The following is a 17,232-nucleotide window of genomic DNA, read 5'->3' on the forward strand; positions in this document are numbered from 1 at the left end:
TTTTGGCACGCTGTTGAGTTCTCAAGGAACGGACGCTTCCTTCGGTCCCGTTTCACCGGGGCCCTCCGGGCGCTTCCCTTCGTTACTGCTTTGTCCTGCTGTCTTGCGTTTCCGACTCTATCAGACTCTTTCGTGTCCGATTCCCGGTCGAAGCGGGTCTCGCATCTCGCTTTCCAGGTCCTTCGCTTTCGCGTTTTCCCTTTCCGGCGAGTCCGACTCTATCAGATCCTTTCGGGCCTGATTCCCAGTCAGCGGGGCTTGTCTTCCCGGCTGTTGGGCCGTTCCGACGAGTGAGACTTTAGCGGAATCCTGCGCCCCGACGCTAATCGGGGTGCGTTCCTTCGAACGCGGATTCCTCATTTCGCGCAGGCACACGAAAAAGCATGCGACACGAGGTCGCGTGTTCTGTCGTGGTTACTGCGGAATGGCTGTCCGGGGACCGACCGGAGTCGGCGCTCACGTCGGACAACTCGGAGCACACTACGGATGTGTCCGGAGTGTGTCAACCCCCGGCCGGTGGTGCCGGTGGCCGGGGGTTGACGGTGGGGCTGAGCTGGGCGTCAGCCGTTGCCGGAGGCCAGTTCGCGGCTGCGGTCGCGGGCCGCCTCCAGGGCGGCGATGAGGGCCGCACGCACTCCGTGGTTCTCCAGCTCGCGGATGGCGCTGATGGTCGTGCCGGCCGGGCTGGTGACGGCTTCACGGAGCTTGACCGGGTGTTCGCCGCTGTCCCGGAGCATGACGGCGGCGCCGATCGCGGCCTGGACGATCAGGTCGTGGGCCTGGGCGCGAGGCAGACCGAGCAGGATGCCCGCGTCGGTCATGGCCTCGACCAGGAAGTAGAAGTAGGCGGGGCCGGAGCCGGAGAGGGCGGTCGCCGCGTCCTGCTGGGACTCCGGGACGCGCAGGGTCTTGCCGACGCCGCCGAAGATCTCCTCGGCGGTGGCGAGGTGCGCGCCGGTGGCATGGCTGCCGGCCGAGATGACGGACATGCCCTCGTCGACGAGGACCGGGGTGTTGGGCATGACCCGGACGACCGGGGTGTCCGGGGTGAGCCGGTCCTCGATGAACGTGGTGGTGATGCCGGCCGCGGCGCTGATGACCAGGCGGTCGGCGGTGACGTGCGGGGCGAGTTCGTCCAGGAGCTTGCCCATGTCCTGGGGCTTCACGGCGAGGATGAGGATGTCGGCGTTCTTGGCCGCCTCCGCGTTGGTGACGGACTCGACCCCGTACCGCGTGTGGAGTTCCTGGGCCCGGTCGCCGCGACGGGTGGTCACCAGGAGGTCGGCCGGTCGCCAGCCCGCCCGGATCATCCCGCTGAGCAGGGCCTCGCCGATCTTGCCGGTGCCGAGGACTGCGACTGTCTGGGTCATGCGTTCACCCTCCGGGCGGTGCTGGGCTGTGCTCTGGGCTGTGCTCTGTCGTCTGGGGCGGGCCGTCGTCCCGTCGTCATCCTCGCATCGGGGTCGTCACGGCGTACGGCGGCGGAGGGTGATCGCGCCGAGGCAGAGGACCAGGAGGGCGCTTCCCGCGACCACGGCGATGTCGCGGACGAAGTCGCCGGTGATGTCGGGATGGTGGAGGACCTGGTTCATGCCGTCGACCGCGTACGACATGGGCAGGACGTTCGAGATCGTCTCCAGGACGGGGTGCATCGCCTCGCGCGGGGTGAACAGGCCGCACAGCAGGAGCTGGGGGAAGATCACCGCCGGCATGAACTGGACCGCCTGGAACTCGGACGCGGCGAACGCGGAGACGAACAGACCGAGCGCGGTGCCGAGCAGGGCGTCGAGCAGCGCGACCAGGAGCAGCAGCCAGGGCGAGCCGACGACGTCCAGGCCGAGCAGCCAGATGGAGACGGCCGTGGCGAGCGCCGACTGGAGAGCCGCGACCGCGCCGAACGCGAGGGCGTAGCCCGCGATCAGGTCGCCCTTGCCGAGCGGGAGGGCGAGGAGGCGCTCCAGGGTGCCCGAGGTGCGTTCGCGCAGGGTGGCGATCGAGGTCACCAGGAACATCGTGATCAGCGGGAAGATGCCGAGGAGAGAGGCCCCGATCGCGTCGAAGGTGCCGGCCGCGCCGTCGAAGACGTAACGGAGCAGCGTGATCAGCAGGACCGGGACGACCACGAGGAGCGCGATCGTGCGGGGGTCGTGGGTCAGCTGGCGCAGGACGCGGCCCGCGGTGGCTGCCGTGCGGGACGGGGTGAGCGGGCGGGCGGGGGCGCCCTCGGTCGCGGGCGGGGCGGTGGCCGTCATCGGGAGGCCTCCTGGGTGAGGGGCGGGGTGGGTGGCGTGACCACGGGCGGGTGCTCGTCGACCAGGTGGAGGAACGCTTCCTCGACGGTCTCCGTGCCGGTGCGGCGGCGCAGGGCGTCGGGTGTGTCCTCGGCGAGGATCAGGCCGTCCCGCATCAGGAGGAGGCGGTGGCAGCGCTCGGCCTCGTCCATGACGTGGGAGGAGATGAGGAGTGCGGTGCCGCGGTCGGCGGCCAGGCGGTGGAAGAGGTCCCAGAGGTCGCGGCGGAGTACGGGGTCGAGCCCGACGGTCGGTTCGTCCAGGACCAGCAGCTCCGGGGTGCCGAGGAGGGCGACGGCCAGCGAGACGCGGCTGCGCTGGCCGCCGGAGAGCGCCCCGGCGAGGGCGTCGGCGTGGCTGGTGAGGTCGACGTCCTCGATGGTGCGGGTGACGGCGTCGCGGCGGGCGTCCCGGTGGGCGCGGCCGGGGTGCAGGACGGCGGCGAAGTAGTCGAGGTTCTGCCGGACGGTGAGGTCGGTGTAGACGGAGGGCGCCTGGGTGACGTACCCGATGCGGCTGCGCAGCGCGGGGTCGCCGGCGGGGCGGCCGAGGACGTCGAGGGTGCCGGTGGCCCTGGCCTGGGTGCCGACCACGGTGCGCATGAGGGTGGTCTTGCCGCAGCCCGAGGGGCCGAGGAGGCCGGTGATGCTGCCGGGGCGGACGGTGAAGTCGAGGGCGCGCAGGACGGTGCGGTCGCCCCGGACGACGGTGAGGCCGCGGGCTTCGATCGCGGGGGGCGGTGGGTGCGTCGGGGGCTCGGTCGGCGTGGCCCCGGGTTCGTAATTCATCATGTGATGAATTCTTCGCCCGACAGCGCCGCCCGTCAAGGGGTCCCGTCAAGGGGTGGGGACGCGGGACGAAGCGGCTCAGCCCGCCGACGCGGGGTCGGCGGGCTGCTGAGTCGTCTCTCGGGCGGGTGGGGCCGGCCCTCAGGCGCGCTTCGGGCGCTTGCGGCCGGAGGTCCTGCGGGCCGCCGGGTTGCCGGTCCGGGTCGAGCGGCGCTTCTCGAACTGGACGCGGGCCTTCTCGTACTCGGTGCGGCGCAGCTTCTCGCCCGGGGCCTCGGTGAGCGAGCGGACGAAGTAGGCGAGGAGCGAGCCGATGAAGCCGATCGACTTCAGTCCGCGCAGGGAGTCCTCGCGGTCCGGGTCCTTCGGGCGGGCGCCGAAGCCCTCCCAGGTCTTGCGGAACGCGATGGCGCTGCAGATGGAGAACATCGCGATCACCAGCATCCCGACGATGCCCCCGACCTCCGCGATCTCCAGCCCCTCGTAGGCGAAGCGCAGGAGGAAGCAGGCGGCCACGGCGGCGGGCAGCGAGCCGACGGCGACGCCGACCCGCCGGAGGCCGTAACCGCCGTCGTGGTCGACCCAGGTCGTGCCGAAGAAGCGGATGGGCTCGGGCCGCGGGCCCGGGGCCGTGGCGGGCGGGGTGCCGGGGGCTGCGCTGTTCTCGCTCACGAGGCCGATTATCCCCGCAGCCCCCGGCTGCCCGGGCGAAGCCGTCAGTCGCAGCGCGGTGCGACGTAGCCGTCACGCCCCGTGTAGACGTAGGCGTCCGCGACGAACTGGCCGTTGGCGATGTTGTCCCAGAGGTTCGACGTCCCGTACGGGCCGGTGACCGTCTCCCCCGGCTTCTGGCAGTAGATCGGGATCTTCTGTCCGTACGGCATGGTCCTGACGATGCGGTAGCTGGTGCCGGGGCCGGTGCGGACGTTGACCCGGTAGCCCGGGGCGACCGGGTAGCGGGTGCCGGACGCGGTGGTCTCCACCTTCAGCTCGGCCTCCGCGACGGCCGTCGCCCCTTCCACCCCGTCCACCCCGTCGCGTGTGGGCTCTGCGGTGTGCTCTTCAACGCCCATGTGGGCCTCCCCCGTTGAGGTGTCGCGTACGCGAGGCGCGTACGACGCGCAGGCTAGCAAGCCCCGTGCCTCTCGCACGCACCATCGACTAGGCTCCGTGCGTCGCATGCGCACGAACACACGGGGGTGGGCGATGCCGCCGCTGCGAGAGCCCGGAGCGCATCCGGAAGCGGAGTTTCCGCAGTACGCCGGCGTCTACCGTCTTGAGGCCCGTCTCGGCTCGGGCGGCATGGGGGTCGTGCATCTGGCGCGCTCGGCCTCGGGGATGCAGCTCGCGGTGAAGGTGGTGCACGCGCCGTACGCGGCGGATCCCGAGTTCAGGGCGCGGTTCCGGCAGGAGGTGGCGGCCGCGCGGCGGGTGAGCGGGGCGTTCACGGCTCCCGTCGTCGACGCCGATCCGGAGGCGGGGCGGCCCTGGATGGCCACCCTCTACATTCCCGGGCCCACGCTCGCCGAGCAGGTGAAGCGGAGCGGCCCGATGGCCCCCGCCGAGCTGCGCAGGCTGACCGCAGGGCTCGCCGAGGCGCTGCGGGACATCCATCGGGCGGGCGTGATCCACCGCGATCTGAAGCCGAGCAACGTGCTGCTGACCGACGGGGGCCCCAAGGTCATCGACTTCGGGATCTCCCGGCCGTACGACAGTGATCTGCGCACCGAGACGGGCAAGCTGATCGGTTCGCCGCCCTATATGGCTCCCGAGCAGTTCCAGCGGCCGCGCGAGGTCGGGCCGCCGGCCGACGTGTTCGCGCTGGGGGCCGTGATCGTCCACGCGGCGACCGGCCGGGGGCCGTTCGACTCGGACAGCCCGTACATCGTGGCGTACCAGGTGGTGCACGACCAGCCGGACCTCGGCGGAGTGCCGGAGGACCTCGCGCCGCTGGTCGCCCGGTGCCTGGCGAAGGACCCGGCCGACCGGCCCACGCCGGGCGAGGTGATGGAGGCGCTGCTGCCCCCGTCGTACGAGGCCGACGCGTTCATACCGTCGCAGCGGCGCCGGGCGGTGGTCGCGGCGGCGGTGCCGGCGGTGCGGGAGCGGGACGGCTCGGAGGCGGACACGCATGTGGGCCCCGCGCCTGCGGTGCGGCGCCGGCGGCTGCCGCGCGTCCGGTTGGTCGTGGCGGCGGCGCTGCTGCTGCTGGTGGCGGGGGCGGGCGCCGGGGCGTACGCCGTGTGGGGCGGCGGTACGGGCGCGAGCCGCCCGGAGCCGGAACGCGCGGGCGCCGGAGGTGGGGAGGGCGACGACGCCGTCACCCCGTGGCGTACCGCGTTGCGGACCTCCGGCACCGCCACGCCCGCCTGTTCCACCGCCGGGGCGGGGGGTGCGCTGTACTGCTCGACGGCCGGGGGCGGCACCGCCAGGATCGATCCGGCGGACGGGCGCGTGCTGTGGTCGGCCCGGTCCTCCTCGTCGCGGACGGCCGCCCACGCTCCGGTCGTCTCGGGCGGGGTCGTGCTGTCCGCCGGTCCGGACGGGAAGCTGCGCGCGTTCGACCCGGTGAAGGGCACCGCCGTCCGGGACACCGCCCTGTCCGCGCGTCCCGGTGGCGCGTTCCCGGCGGGCGACACGCTGCTGACCGTCGCGGACGACGGCACGGTGACGGCGCTGGACGGGGCGAGCGGGGCGACCCGCTGGGAGGGGCCGCCGGCGAAGCACACCCGGCCCGACTTCGCCCTGTACGACGGGGCGTCCGGGCTCGCCTACGCCTTCGAGCAGACGTCCTCCGGCGCGTCGACCCTGGTCACGGCGGTGGACGCCACGACCGGCCGGGCTTCCTGGCAGCGACGGCTGGACGGGGCCCTCACCCCGGTCGGGACCGCCGGGGCCGGGGAGCTGGTGCTGACGGCGATGGACGAGAACTCGGACACCACCGAGCTGGTCCGGTACGCGCCCGGCACCGGCAGATCGGTCCGGGTCCCGCTGCCCTTCCTGTTGGACGGGCCGCAGGTGGTCATGGCCGGGGACGTCGCGTACCTGCTGGCGCGGGGCGGGTCGCTGCTGGCCGTCGACACTGCGGCGGACGGTGCGAAGGCCGAGCTGTGGCGGCTGGAGACGGGGGTCGGGCGGGCTTCCGCTCCGGTGCTCGGGGAGGGCGGACACCTGTACTTCTCCGCCGCGGACGGGCGGCTGCTGGCCGTCGACACGGACCGGGGTGCGCTGGTGGGGCAGACCCGGGCGCGGCTGAGCGGCGGGAAGCTCGCCTACGCCTCCGACCTGCCCGCCCCGGTCACGGCGGGGCGGACGGTCGTGGGGACAGCGCCGGACGGGTCGGTCTTCGCGGTGGACGGGGCGGATCCGGGGGGCTGGTGAGGGCCGGGATCCGGGCCTCAGGTACCCGGGGCTCCGCCCCGGACCCCGCTCCTCAAACGCCGGAGGGGCTGAAGATGTCGCCCCGAGCCGCTGAAAGCGTCGGCCCCTCCGCAGGAAGCGCCGGCGGAGGGGCGGGGACGGTCACGGGAGCCGCCGGGAAGGCAGGCCCAAGCGCTGGGAGGGAACGTCAGCCGAGCTTCGTGACGTCCCTGACCGCGCCGCGGTCCGCGCTCGTCGCCATCGCCGCGTAGGCGCGCAGCGCGGCCGAGACCTTGCGGTCGCGGTTCTTCGGTGCGTACACGCCGTTCAACGCCTCGCGTCGGGTGGCCAGTTCGGCGTCGTCGACGAGCAGTTCGATGGAGCGGTTCGGGATGTCGATCCGGATCCGGTCGCCGTCCTCGACGAGCGCGATGGTGCCGCCGGAGGCCGCCTCGGGCGAGGCGTGGCCGATGGAGAGGCCCGACGTGCCGCCGGAGAAGCGGCCGTCGGTGACCAGCGCGCAGACCTTGCCCAGACCCCGGCCCTTGAGGAAGGAGGTGGGGTAGAGCATCTCCTGCATGCCGGGGCCGCCGCGCGGGCCCTCGTAACGGATGACGACGACATCGCCCGGTGCGATCTCCTTGCGGAGGATCTTGTCGACGGCCTCGTCCTGCGACTCGCAGACGACGGCCGGGCCCTCGAAGGTCCAGATCGACTCGTCGACGCCGGCCGTCTTCACGACACAGCCGTCCACGGCGAGGTTGCCCTTGAGGACGGCGAGGCCGCCGTCCTTGGAGTAGGCGTGCTCGACGTCGCGAATGCAGCCGCCCGCCGCGTCCAGGTCGAGGGTGTCCCACCGCTCGGACTGCGAGAAGGCGGTGGCGGAGCGGACGCAGCCGGGGGCGGCGTGCCACAGCTCGATGGCCTCGGGGGACGGGGAGCCGCCGCGGACGTCCCAGTTCTTCAGCCACTCGGCGAGGGTGTCGGAGTGCACCGCGTGCACGTCCTCGTTGAGCAGACCGCCGCGGTGGAGCTCGCCGATGAGGGCGGGGATGCCGCCGGCCCGGTGGACGTCCTCCATGTAGTACGTGCCGCCGGGGGCGACGTTGGGGGCGACCTTGGAGAGGCAGGGGACCCGGCGCGAGACCTCGTTGATGTCGTCGAGGCCGTAGGCCAGCTCCGCTTCCTCGGCGGCGGCCAGCAGGTGCAGGATCGTGTTGGTCGAGCCGCCCATGGCGATGTCCAGCGCCATCGCGTTGTCGAACGCGGCGCGGGTGCCGATGGCGCGCGGCAGGACCGTCTCGTCGTCCTGCTCGTAGTAGCGCTTGGTGATCTCGACGACCGTGCGGCCGGCGTCCTCGTACAGCGCCTTGCGGGCGGTGTGCGTGGCGAGGACGGAGCCGTTGCCGGGGAGGGAGAGGCCGAGGACCTCGGTCAGGCAGTTCATCGAGTTGGCGGTGAACATGCCGGAACAACTGCCGCAGGTGGGGCAGGCGTTCTCCTCGATGCGGAGCATGTCCTCGTCGGAGATGGACTCGTCGACCGCGTCGCTGATCGCGTTGACCAGGTCGAGCTTGCGGACCGTGCCGTCGACCAGGGTGGCCTTGCCGGCCTCCATCGGGCCGCCGGAGACGAAGACGGTCGGGATGTTGAGGCGCATGGCGGCCATCAGCATGCCCGGAGTGATCTTGTCGCAGTTGGAGATGCAGATCAGCGCGTCCGCGCAGTGCGCCTCGACCATGTACTCGACGGAGTCGGCGATCAGGTCGCGGGAGGGCAGGCTGTAGAGCATGCCGCCGTGGCCCATCGCGATGCCGTCGTCCACGGCGATGGTGTTGAACTCGCGCGGGACCGCGCCCGCCGCCAGGATCGCCTCGGAGACGATCCGGCCGACCGGGGCGAGGTGGGTGTGGCCGGGGACGAACTCGGTGAACGAGTTGGCGACCGCGATGATCGGCTTGCCGATGTCCGCGCTCGCTACGCCCGACGCGCGCATAAGGGCGCGCGCGCCCGCCATGTTGCGTCCGTGGGTGACCGTGCGGGACCTCAGCTGCGGCATCGTCGCTCGCTCCTTCGGCAGGGGGACTGCCTCCGACAGTTAAAGAAAAGACTGCCTTCGAGCGTACGCCCCGGATCCAAGATCTGGACAGCCTGTCCGGGATGCGGGACGCGGTGGCCGGTGGGTGGGCAGCCCCGGCCGGGGTTCAGCGCTCGCCCAAGTATCGCTGGAGCGTGGGGGCGACCATCGCCACGATGTCCTCCGGGTCGGCGGAGGCGAGCGGCTCGGCGCGGATCATGTACCGGAGCGTCGCGATGCCGATCATGTGCGAGGCGGCCAGCTCGGCGCGGAACGTGGCGTCCGGAACGTCCAGCTCCGCCGCGATCCGCTCCAGCAGCCGCCGCAGGACGAACTCGCGCAGCACCTTCGCCGCCGCCTCGTGGGTCAGCGCGGAGCGCAGGATCGCCAGCAGGGGGGAGCGGGTCGCCGGGTCCTCCCACACGGAGAGGAAGAAACGCGCCAGCCGCTCCCCCAGGCCCTCCGGCGGGCCGCCGAGAACGGTGTGCACGACCAGGGCGGGTTCGAAGGTGACCTCGACGGCGGCGGCGAAGACCTCGTCCTTCGTGCCGAAGTAGTGGTGGACGAGGGCCGCGTCGACCCCGGCGGCCTTGGCGATGCCCCGGATCGACGTCTTGTCGTAGCCGCGCTCGGCGAACTCCGTACGGGCCGCCTCCAGAATGCGCGTACGGGCGTCGGGGCCCTCGGACGCGGCCTTGCGGGAGGGGCGGCCCCGGCGGCGCGGGGCGGGTGCGGCCTCGGTCGGGCGCTCCGGGGTCACGGGCGGTGGATCCTCGGGGACGGGTCGTCGGCGGCGGTCGCGGTGGCCAGGTGGAGGCGGGTGAAGGCCAGCGCCTCCGCGAGGTCGGCCTCGCGTTCGGCGGAGGACATCGCGCGGCGGGTGTTGACCTCGATGACGACATGGCCGTCGAAGCCCGTACGGGCGAGGCGCTCCAGCAGCTCCGCGCACGGCTGGTCGCCCCGGCCGGGCACCAGGTGCTCGTCCTTGGCCGAGCCCTTGCCGTCGGCGAGGTGGACGTGGGCGAGCCGGTCGCCCATCCGGTCCACCATGGCGAGCGCCTCGGTGCGGGCGGTCGCGGTGTGCGAGAGGTCGACCGTGAAGTGCCGGTAGTCGTCGTTGGTGACGTCCCAGTCGGGGGCGTACGCGAGCATCTCGCGGTCCCGGTAGCGCCAGGGGTACATGTTCTCGACGGCGAACCGGACGTCCGTCTCCTCCGCCATCCGCCAGATCCCGGTCACGAAGTCGCGGGCGTAGTTGCGCTGCCACCGGAACGGCGGGTGCACCACGACGGTGGAGGCCCCGAGCTTCTCGGCGGCGGCCTTCGCCCGCTGGAGCTTGACCCAGGGGTCGGTGGACCAGACGCGCTGGGTGATCAGGAGGCAGGGGGCGTGCACCGCGAGGATCGGGACCCGGTGGTAGTCGGAGAGCCGGCGCAGGGCCTCGATGTCCTGGCTGACGGGGTCGGTCCAGACCATGACCTCGACGCCGTCGTACCCCAGGCGCGCGGCGATCTCGAAGGCCGTCGCGGTGGACTCGGGGTAGACCGAGGCCGTTGACAGGGCGACCTTCGCATCGGGGATGCGCACCACTGGTTCTGCCACCTGGACAGGGTACGGGCACGGGTGCGCCGCGCCGAGGGCTCCTGGCGGAAAGTGATCAGGGCCATGGGCCCGTCACCGTACGTCACCTGAGCGGTGCGGCTCGTTCCGGCGTACGTCACCTGAGCGGTGCGGCTCGTTCCGGCGTACGTCACCCGAGCGGTGCGGCTCGTTCCGGCGTACGTCACCCGAGCGGTAGGGCCCGGAGTCCGCCGTCGTACGCCGCCCGAAAGCCCGGAGTCACCGCCCTACGTCAGTCAGCCCAGCAGTGCGGCGCGTTCCGCGGGGAGGTGGTCCAGGCGGCGCAGGATGACGCCCTCGCGCAGGGCCCAGGGGCAGATCTCCAGCTCCTCGACGCCGAACAGGTCCATCGCCCCCTCGGCCACCAGGGCCCCGGCGAGCAGCTGGGCGGCCCGGCCCTCGGAGACTCCGGGGAGCCGGCCGCGCTCCTCGACCGTCATCGCCGCCAGCTTGGGCACCCAGTCCTCCAGCGCCTTGCGGCTCAGCGAGCGCTGGATGTACAGGCCCTCGGTGGAGCGGGCGGCGCCGGCGATCCGGGCGAGCTGCTTGAAGGTCTTGGAGGTGGCGACGACGTGGTCGGGGCGGCCGGCCCGGCTGAACTCGCCCACCGTCCGCGCGATGCTGGCCCGGACGTGCCGGCGCAACGCCCTGACCTGGTCGGGGCCGGCCGGGTCGTCCGGCAGCCAGGCGCCGGTGAGGCGGCCCGCGCCGAGCGGCAGGGAGACGGCGGTGTCCGGCTCCTCGTCGATGCCGAAGGCGATCTCCAGGGAGCCGCCGCCGATGTCGAGGACGAGCAGCTTCCCCGCCGACCAGCCGAACCAGCGGCGGGCGGCCAAGAAGGTCAGCCGGGCCTCCTCCTCGCCGCTGAGGACCGCGAGGTCGACGCCGGTCTCGACCCGTACGCGCTCCAGGACCAGGTCCGCGTTGGTCGCCTCGCGCACCGCGGAGGTGGCGAAGGCGAGCACGTCCTCGCACCCCTTGTCCTCGGCGGCCTGGACCGCGCCGGCGATCGTCGCCACGAGCCGGTCCACGCCGAGGGGGCCGATCGCGCCGCCCTCGTCGAGGAGCTCGGCGAGCCGGAGCTCGGCCTTGTGCGAGTGCGCGGGCAGCGGGCGGGCGCCGGGGTGCGCGTCGACCACCAGCAGATGAACCGTGTTCGATCCCACGTCGAGGACTCCGAGTCTCATACGGGAACGCTACTGCGCCATGGGACTTACGCTGTCCGCGTGCCAAAGACGAAAAAGGCTAAGCAGGACAAAGCCACTAAGAAGCAGAAGTCGAACAAGCAGGCAGCACAGCCGGAGGCGAACGGACCGGACCCGTCCGACGAGAAGGGCATCGACTTCGCGCGGGCCTGGGTGGAGTTCCCCGACCCGGCCGACGACGAGCAGGTCTTCCGCTGCGATCTGACGTGGCTGACCTCACGGTGGACCTGCATCTTCGGCAGCGGCTGCCAGGGCATCCAGGCGGGCCGCGCGGACGACGGCTGCTGCACGCTGGGCGCGCACTTCTCCGACGAGGACGACGAGAAGCGGGTCGCGGGGCACGTGGCCCGGCTCACTCCCGAGCTGTGGCAGTTCCACGACGTCGGTGCGGAGTCGGGGTGGGTCGGCGTCGACGAGGACGGCGAACGCCAGACGCGCCGCTGGGAGGGCTCCTGCATCTTCCAGAACCGGCCCGGCTTTCCCGCCGGGGCGGGCTGCTCGCTGCACATCCTGGCGCTGCGGGAGGGCAAGGAGCCGCTGGAGACCAAGCCGGACGTGTGCTGGCAGCTGCCGGTGCGGCGGACGTACGACTGGATCGACCGGCCCGACGACACGCGGGTGCTCCAGGTGACGATCGGGGAGTACGACCGCAGGGGCTGGGGTCCGGGCGGTCACGACCTGCACTGGTGGTGCACCTCGGCCACCTCGGCGCACGGGGCCGGTGACCCGGTGTACGTGTCCTACCGCCCGGAGCTGATCGAGCTGATGGGCAAGGAGGGGTACGACCGGTTGGTCGAGCTCTGCGAGGAGCGGCTGTCGTCGCTGCTGCCGATGGCCCCGCACCCGGCGGACCCGCACCCAGCGGACCCGCTCCCGGCGCCGAAGAAGCGCTGAGACCGGCCGGCGGGCGGGTCCTCGGCCCGTCGGGTCCGGGGCTCAGCCCGTCGGGTCCGAGGATCAGCCCGTCGGGTCCGGGGCGGAGGGGCCGGGGTCGGTCGGGGCCGGGTCCGTGGGGCTCGGGTCGGTCGGACCCGGTGTCGGTTCGGGCGGGTCCGTGGGGTCGGGCGGGTCGGTCGGGTCCGGCGGGTCCGTGGGGTCCGGCGGATCGGTGGGGTCGGTCGGGCCCGGCCCGGGGTCGGTGGGTCCGGGGTCCGTCGGACCTGGATCGGTCGGGCCCGGGTCGGTCGGGCCGGGGTCCGTGGTGCCCGGGTCCGTGGGCCGGGGGGAGTCCGTTCCCGGGCGCGTGGGGCGCGGGCCGCCCGTCGTCGGGGACGTGACCCCGTGACCGTCGATGAGTACGGCGGAACCCGAGGGCGTCAGCGAGATCCGGGCCCGCCACGGTCCGCCCGGCTGCGCGTCCCGGATCACCGAGACCGCGATCGTGGTGCTCTGCCCGGCCGCGAGCGTGCCGGACGTACGGCTGAGGCGCAGCCACGGGGCGTCCGTCGCCGCCGACCAGCTGACCGGTCCCCGGCCGGAGGCGGTCAGCGTGAGCGTCGTGACGGCCCCGGAGGTCCGGGCCGTCACCGCGAGCCGGGCGTCGCCGTGCTGCACGCCGCCGGTGCTGACGACCTCGGCGGTGACATCCGGGACGCGGGCGCCGAAGCGGTTGCCGGGGCGGCCGTCGCCGGTCTCGTCGTAGGGGTCGCCGCTCATACCGCCGGCGCCGTCGACCTCCGTGGCGGTGACCGAGGTCCCGTCGTGGCCCTCGCCGGTCTGGGGTGCCCCCCGGTACGCGGCCCACAGGGCGATCACGGGGGCGGCGACCACGGTCGCGACGACCGTGGTCGTCACGACCCGGGCGCGCAGCCGGTCCCGGCGGGCGGCCTGGTCCTTGGGGTCGAGCGGATACCCGGCCCGGTCGAAGCGCGGGCCGGCGGCGCGGGAGCGCTGGGCCTGGGCCTGGGCCATCGCGACGTACACGGAGGGGCGGGGGGCCTCGACGACGGGCAGGGCGGCGACCGGGGCCAGGGCCGCTCCGGGCCAGGGTCCCGCGGCATCGGCCCGTTCGGCGGTACGGCGGCAGCGGGGGCAGTCGTCGACGTGCCGGACGAGCTCGCGGCGCAGGGTGGCGGAGAGCAGCACCTGGTGGTCGCCGGTGATCCGGGCGACGGTGGGGCAGCCGCCGGTCTCGACGACCGCGAGGGCCGCGCGGGTGCGCTCCACCTCGCAGGCCGCGCCGGCCAGCAGCTCCCGGGCGGTGGCCGGTTCCAGACCGAGCACGGTGGCGACGGCGCGCGGGGCGAGCCCGTGGCGTACGGCCAGTTCGAGGGCTTCGCGCTGCTCCGGGGTGGTGCCCGCGGCCTCGGGCCAGGCGAGTGTGGCGAGCTCCCGGCGGCGGGCCTCGGCGGCCGGCGACTCGGAAAGGGCGGGCGAGGCGGCGTCCTCGGGGGTGGCGGGCGAAGTGTGCTCCGGCGTGCGCCCGGCGGTGTGCGCCCCCTGGTGCCAGGGCGGCGCGGAGGTCGTGGAGCCCTTCTGCGGATCGGAGGCCTTGGCCGTGCGGGGCGGCTTGACCGTTCCGGAGGGACGGCGGTGGGCCTGGCGGCCGCGTCTGCGCTCGGTGAGGGTGCGCAGGCAGGTCCAGCGGGCCAGCGCGTACAGCCAGGATTTACGTTCCTCCTCGGCCGTGGGGCCCCGGGCGTCCTGCCGGTCCGCGACGGCCAGGGCGGCGCCGAGCGCTTCGGCGGCCTCGTCGTGGTCGCAGAGCACAGAGAGGCAGTAGGTGAAGAGTCCGTCGAGATACGGCTCGTAACGTGCGGGCGGTCGCTGTGCCGGGGCGTGGGGCACTCGGCGGTGCGCCCGGTGTGCGCCGGTGGTGTGCGTCGGGGTCTCCAGCCTGCTGCTCGTCACCCGGCGACCGTAGGCAAAGGAGCGTATGCCCCAAGTGCCCCTTGAGCACATTTAATCCTTACGAGTGAATGTATCCCTCGAAAGAGGACAGGGATCGCGGATTCCGCCCGTAGTGCTCCGGTGCGCTTCCGTGCGCCCTGCGCGCGGAGGTGCACCGCACGCCGCCGCCCGGGAGGCGTTGTCGTACCTCACCTATACGGTGGCGCCATGGCTGCCCGTACGAAATCCGCGAAGGACCGGCCGTCCTACCGCTGTACCGAATGCGGCTGGACCACCGCCAAGTGGCTCGGCCGTTGCCCCGAGTGCCAGGCGTGGGGGACGGTCGAGGAGTTCGGCGGCGCCCCCGCCGTGCGCACCACCGCGGCCGGCCGGGTCTCCACGGCGGCCGTGCCGATCGGCCAGGTCGACAGCCGGCAGGCCACCGCCCGGTCGACCGGCGTCGGTGAGCTGGACCGGGTGCTCGGCGGCGGGCTCGTGCCGGGCGCGGTCGTGCTGCTGGCGGGCGAGCCGGGTGTCGGCAAGTCGACGCTGCTGCTGGACGTGGCGGCCAAGGCGGCGAACGAGGACCACCGCACGCTCTATGTGACCGCCGAGGAGTCCGCGAGCCAGGTCCGGATGCGGGCCGACCGGATCCGGGCGATCAACGACCACCTCTACCTCGCGGCGGAGACCGACCTCTCCGCGGTGCTGGGCCACCTGGACGCGGTGAAGCCCTCGCTGCTCGTCCTGGACTCGGTGCAGACGGTCGCCTCGCCCGAGATCGACGGCGCGCCCGGCGGGATGGCCCAGGTCCGGGAGGTCGCCGGGGCGCTGATCCGGGCCTCCAAGGAGCGCGGGATGGCCACGCTGCTGGTCGGCCACGTCACGAAGGACGGCGCGATCGCGGGGCCCCGGCTGCTGGAGCACCTGGTGGACGTGGTGCTGTCCTTCGAGGGCGACCGGCACGCCCGGCTGCGGCTGGTGCGCGGCGTCAAGAATCGTTACGGGGCGACCGACGAGGTCGGCTGCTTCGAGCTGCACGACGAGGGCATCACCGGTCTCGCCGACCCCTCGGGCCTCTTCCTCACCCGTCGCGACGTGGCGGTGCCGGGCACCTGTCTGACGGTGACCCTGGAGGGCAAGCGGCCCCTGGTCGCCGAGGTGCAGGCGCTCACCGTCGACTCGCAGATCCCCTCGCCCCGGCGCACCACCTCGGGTCTGGAGACCTCCCGGGTCTCGATGATGCTCGCCGTGCTGGAGCAGCGCGGCCGGATCAGCGCGCTCGGCAAGCGGGACATCTACAGCGCGACGGTGGGCGGCGTGAAGCTCACCGAGCCCGCCGCGGACCTGGCGATCGCGCTCGCGCTGGCCAGCGCGGCCAGCGACACCCCGCTCCCGAAGAACCTGGTCGCGATCGGTGAGGTGGGGCTCGCGGGCGAGGTCAGGAGGGTCACCGGGGTGCAGCGGAGACTGGCCGAGGCACACCGTCTGGGCTTCACCCACGCGCTCGTTCCGACGGACCCGGGGAAGGTCCCGGCCGGTATGAAGGTCACAGAAGTCGCCGACATGGGCGACGCTCTGCGGGTCCTCCCGCGCCGGTCTCGTCAAGAGGCGCCGCAGCCTCGTCAGGAAGACAACGCGCGCCGGTAGACTTTGCCCTGGTCTCGCCCGCCCGTGGACACGGCATGGGGGACGCAAGGGCACCGCAACCTGTGACCGGAGGAGTGCAGTGGCAGCCAACGACCGGGCGACGACGCCCGGAAAGTCCGGCCAAGGCACCGGTAACGAGGCGCTGATGCGCGCCTCGTTGAGCGCGGTCGCGCCCGGAATGGCCCTGCGGGACGGCCTGGAGCGCATTCTCCGCGGCAATACCGGTGGGCTGATCGTGCTGGGCATGGACAAGACCGTCGAATCGATGTGCACCGGCGGATTCGTGCTGGACGTGGAGTTCACGGCGACGCGCCTGCGCGAGCTGTGCAAGCTCGACGGGGCGCTGATCCTCGACAAGGACATGACCAAGATCTTGCGGGCCGGCGTGCAGCTGGTCCCGGACGCCTCGATCCACACGGAGGAGACGGGCACCCGTCACCGCACGGCGGACCGGGTCTCCAAGGCGTGCGGCTTCCCCGTCGTCTCGGTCTCCCAGTCGATGCGCCTGATCGCGCTGTACGTGGACGGGGAGCGGCGGGTCCTGGAGGAGTCCTCCGCCATCCTGTCCCGGGCCAATCAGGCGCTCGCCACGCTGGAGCGGTACAAACTGCGCCTCGACGAGGTGGCGGGCACGCTGTCCGCGCTGGAGATCGAGGACCTGGTCACCGTCCGGGACGTGACGGCGGTGGCGCAGCGGCTGGAGATGGTGCGGCGGATCGCCACGGAGATCGCGGAGTACGTGGTCGAGCTCGGCACCGACGGACGCCTGCTCTCCCTCCAGCTGGACGAGCTGATCGCCGGGGTGGAGCCGGAGCGGGAGCTGGTCGTCCGGGACTACGTCCCCGAGCCGACGGCGAAGCGGTCGCGCACGGTGGCCGAGGCGCTGACCGAGCTGGACGCGCTGAGCCACACGGAGCTGCTGGAGCTGGCGGTGGTGGCGCGGGCGCTGGGCTACAGCGGCTCGCCCGAGACGCTGGACTCGGCGGTGTCCCCGCGGGGCTTCCGACTGCTGGCGAAGGTGCCGCGGCTGCCGGGGGCGATCATCGAGCGGCTGGTGGAGCACTTCGGCGGTCTGCAGAAGCTGCTGGCGGCGAGCGTGGACGACCTCCAGACCGTGGACGGCGTCGGCGAGGCGCGGGCGCGCAGCGTGCGGGAGGGGCTTTCGCGGCTGGCGGAGTCGTCGATCCTGGAGCGGTACGTCTGAGATCGGCCGCGCCCGTGAAGCCCGGCCGGCGCTTGAGGATAGAACCCGGGCCATCTCCAGCCCGCCCGGCGTTTGAGGACGGAACCCCGAGCCACCACCAGCCCGTCCGGCGCTTGAGGACGGAACCCCGGGTCTGGACGGGCGGTGCTCATACGGGCCCGCCCGGCCCCGTGGGCGCTTCGCTCGTCCGTGTGGACGGTTCCGTCCT

The 17,232-nt window shown here is 73.1% G+C and carries 14 protein-coding genes; 4 read left to right on the forward strand and 10 right to left on the reverse strand.

Going from position 1 to position 17,232, the window contains the following annotated elements; translation table 11 throughout:
* Positions 1 to 560 precede the first annotated feature (560 nt).
* The 5 genes from proC to ACIQRW_RS20905 form a co-directional block, all read right to left on the reverse strand.
* Positions 561 to 1,370 carry a pyrroline-5-carboxylate reductase gene (gene proC / locus ACIQRW_RS20885; RefSeq protein ID WP_403762334.1) on the reverse strand — a complete coding sequence of 270 codons (810 nt, stop codon included), beginning with the start codon at positions 1,368 to 1,370 and terminating at the stop codon, positions 561 to 563.
* A 96-nt stretch (positions 1,371 to 1,466) separates the two neighbouring features.
* Positions 1,467 to 2,252: an ABC transporter permease gene (locus ACIQRW_RS20890; protein ID WP_403762337.1), complete on the reverse strand. Its 786-nt coding sequence runs from the start codon at positions 2,250 to 2,252 to the stop codon at positions 1,467 to 1,469.
* Positions 2,249 to 3,082, reverse strand: a complete 834-nt coding sequence (locus tag ACIQRW_RS20895) for an ABC transporter ATP-binding protein (RefSeq protein ID WP_403762340.1) — start codon at positions 3,080 to 3,082, stop codon at positions 2,249 to 2,251. The genes ACIQRW_RS20890 and ACIQRW_RS20895 overlap by 4 nt, the downstream gene beginning before the upstream one ends.
* Positions 3,083 to 3,220: 138 nt before the next feature.
* The gene (locus ACIQRW_RS20900) at positions 3,221 to 3,751 is read right to left on the reverse strand and encodes a hypothetical protein (RefSeq protein WP_403762343.1); all 531 of its coding nucleotides are present in this window, start codon (positions 3,749 to 3,751) and stop codon (positions 3,221 to 3,223) included.
* A 44-nt stretch (positions 3,752 to 3,795) separates the two neighbouring features.
* Positions 3,796 to 4,152 carry an SH3 domain-containing protein gene (locus ACIQRW_RS20905; RefSeq protein ID WP_403762345.1) on the reverse strand — a complete coding sequence of 119 codons (357 nt, stop codon included), beginning with the start codon at positions 4,150 to 4,152 and terminating at the stop codon, positions 3,796 to 3,798.
* A 133-nt stretch (positions 4,153 to 4,285) separates the two neighbouring features.
* On the opposite strand from ACIQRW_RS20905, the gene ACIQRW_RS20910 reads away from it, so the two are divergent.
* Positions 4,286 to 6,460: a PQQ-binding-like beta-propeller repeat protein gene (locus ACIQRW_RS20910; protein WP_403762954.1), complete on the forward strand. Its 2,175-nt coding sequence runs from the start codon at positions 4,286 to 4,288 to the stop codon at positions 6,458 to 6,460.
* Positions 6,461 to 6,647: 187 nt separating this feature from the next.
* On the opposite strand, the gene ilvD is transcribed toward ACIQRW_RS20910, so the two are convergent.
* The 4 genes from ilvD to ACIQRW_RS20930 form a co-directional block, all read right to left on the reverse strand.
* Entirely contained in the window at positions 6,648 to 8,498 is a 1,851-nt protein-coding gene (gene ilvD, locus ACIQRW_RS20915; RefSeq protein ID WP_403762348.1) for a dihydroxy-acid dehydratase, read from the reverse strand.
* 145 nt (positions 8,499 to 8,643) lie between these two features.
* Positions 8,644 to 9,276 carry a TetR family transcriptional regulator gene (locus tag ACIQRW_RS20920; RefSeq protein ID WP_403762351.1) on the reverse strand — a complete coding sequence of 211 codons (633 nt, stop codon included), beginning with the start codon at positions 9,274 to 9,276 and terminating at the stop codon, positions 8,644 to 8,646.
* Entirely contained in the window at positions 9,273 to 10,106 is an 834-nt protein-coding gene (locus ACIQRW_RS20925) for a sugar phosphate isomerase/epimerase family protein (RefSeq protein WP_403762957.1), read from the reverse strand. Before ACIQRW_RS20925 ends, ACIQRW_RS20920 begins: the two co-directional genes overlap by 4 nt.
* 266 nt (positions 10,107 to 10,372) lie before the next feature.
* Positions 10,373 to 11,323: a Ppx/GppA family phosphatase gene (locus tag ACIQRW_RS20930; RefSeq protein WP_403762354.1), complete on the reverse strand. Its 951-nt coding sequence runs from the start codon at positions 11,321 to 11,323 to the stop codon at positions 10,373 to 10,375.
* A gap of 39 nt (positions 11,324 to 11,362) precedes the next feature.
* On the opposite strand from ACIQRW_RS20930, the gene ACIQRW_RS20935 reads away from it, so the two are divergent.
* Entirely contained in the window at positions 11,363 to 12,235 is an 873-nt protein-coding gene (locus ACIQRW_RS20935; protein WP_403762357.1) for a hypothetical protein, read from the forward strand.
* A gap of 63 nt (positions 12,236 to 12,298) precedes the next feature.
* On the opposite strand, the gene ACIQRW_RS20940 is transcribed toward ACIQRW_RS20935, so the two are convergent.
* Positions 12,299 to 14,242, reverse strand: a complete 1,944-nt coding sequence (locus ACIQRW_RS20940) for a hypothetical protein (protein WP_403762360.1) — start codon at positions 14,240 to 14,242, stop codon at positions 12,299 to 12,301.
* Between the two features lie 156 nt (positions 14,243 to 14,398).
* Between ACIQRW_RS20940 and radA the strand changes: the two genes are divergently transcribed.
* The gene (gene radA / locus ACIQRW_RS20945) at positions 14,399 to 15,820 is read left to right on the forward strand and encodes a DNA repair protein RadA (RefSeq protein ID WP_403762363.1); all 1,422 of its coding nucleotides are present in this window, start codon (positions 14,399 to 14,401) and stop codon (positions 15,818 to 15,820) included.
* 79 nt (positions 15,821 to 15,899) lie between these two features.
* Positions 15,900 to 17,024, forward strand: a complete 1,125-nt coding sequence (disA, locus tag ACIQRW_RS20950; RefSeq protein WP_007456913.1) for a DNA integrity scanning diadenylate cyclase DisA — start codon at positions 15,900 to 15,902, stop codon at positions 17,022 to 17,024.
* Positions 17,025 to 17,232: the final 208 nt, after the last annotated feature.

Origin of the sequence: Streptomyces sp. NPDC091287, assembly GCF_044768525.1 — a bacterium.
GTDB lineage: Bacteria > Actinomycetota > Actinomycetes > Streptomycetales > Streptomycetaceae > Streptomyces.

Coding starts and splice junctions, on each gene's coding strand:
- ACIQRW_RS20895 (WP_403762340.1), bottom strand. CDS start 3,082: ATGATGAATTACGAACCCGGGGCCACGCCGACCGAGCCCCCGACGCAC.
- radA (WP_403762363.1), top strand. CDS start 14,399: ATGGCTGCCCGTACGAAATCCGCGAAGGACCGGCCGTCCTACCGCTGT.
- ACIQRW_RS20910 (WP_403762954.1), top strand. CDS start 4,286: ATGCCGCCGCTGCGAGAGCCCGGAGCGCATCCGGAAGCGGAGTTTCCG.
- ACIQRW_RS20930 (WP_403762354.1), bottom strand. CDS start 11,323: ATGAGACTCGGAGTCCTCGACGTGGGATCGAACACGGTTCATCTGCTG.
- proC (WP_403762334.1), bottom strand. CDS start 1,370: ATGACCCAGACAGTCGCAGTCCTCGGCACCGGCAAGATCGGCGAGGCC.
- ACIQRW_RS20905 (WP_403762345.1), bottom strand. CDS start 4,152: ATGGGCGTTGAAGAGCACACCGCAGAGCCCACACGCGACGGGGTGGAC.
- ACIQRW_RS20940 (WP_403762360.1), bottom strand. CDS start 14,242: ATGTGCTCAAGGGGCACTTGGGGCATACGCTCCTTTGCCTACGGTCGC.
- ilvD (WP_403762348.1), bottom strand. CDS start 8,498: ATGCCGCAGCTGAGGTCCCGCACGGTCACCCACGGACGCAACATGGCG.
- ACIQRW_RS20890 (WP_403762337.1), bottom strand. CDS start 2,252: ATGACGGCCACCGCCCCGCCCGCGACCGAGGGCGCCCCCGCCCGCCCG.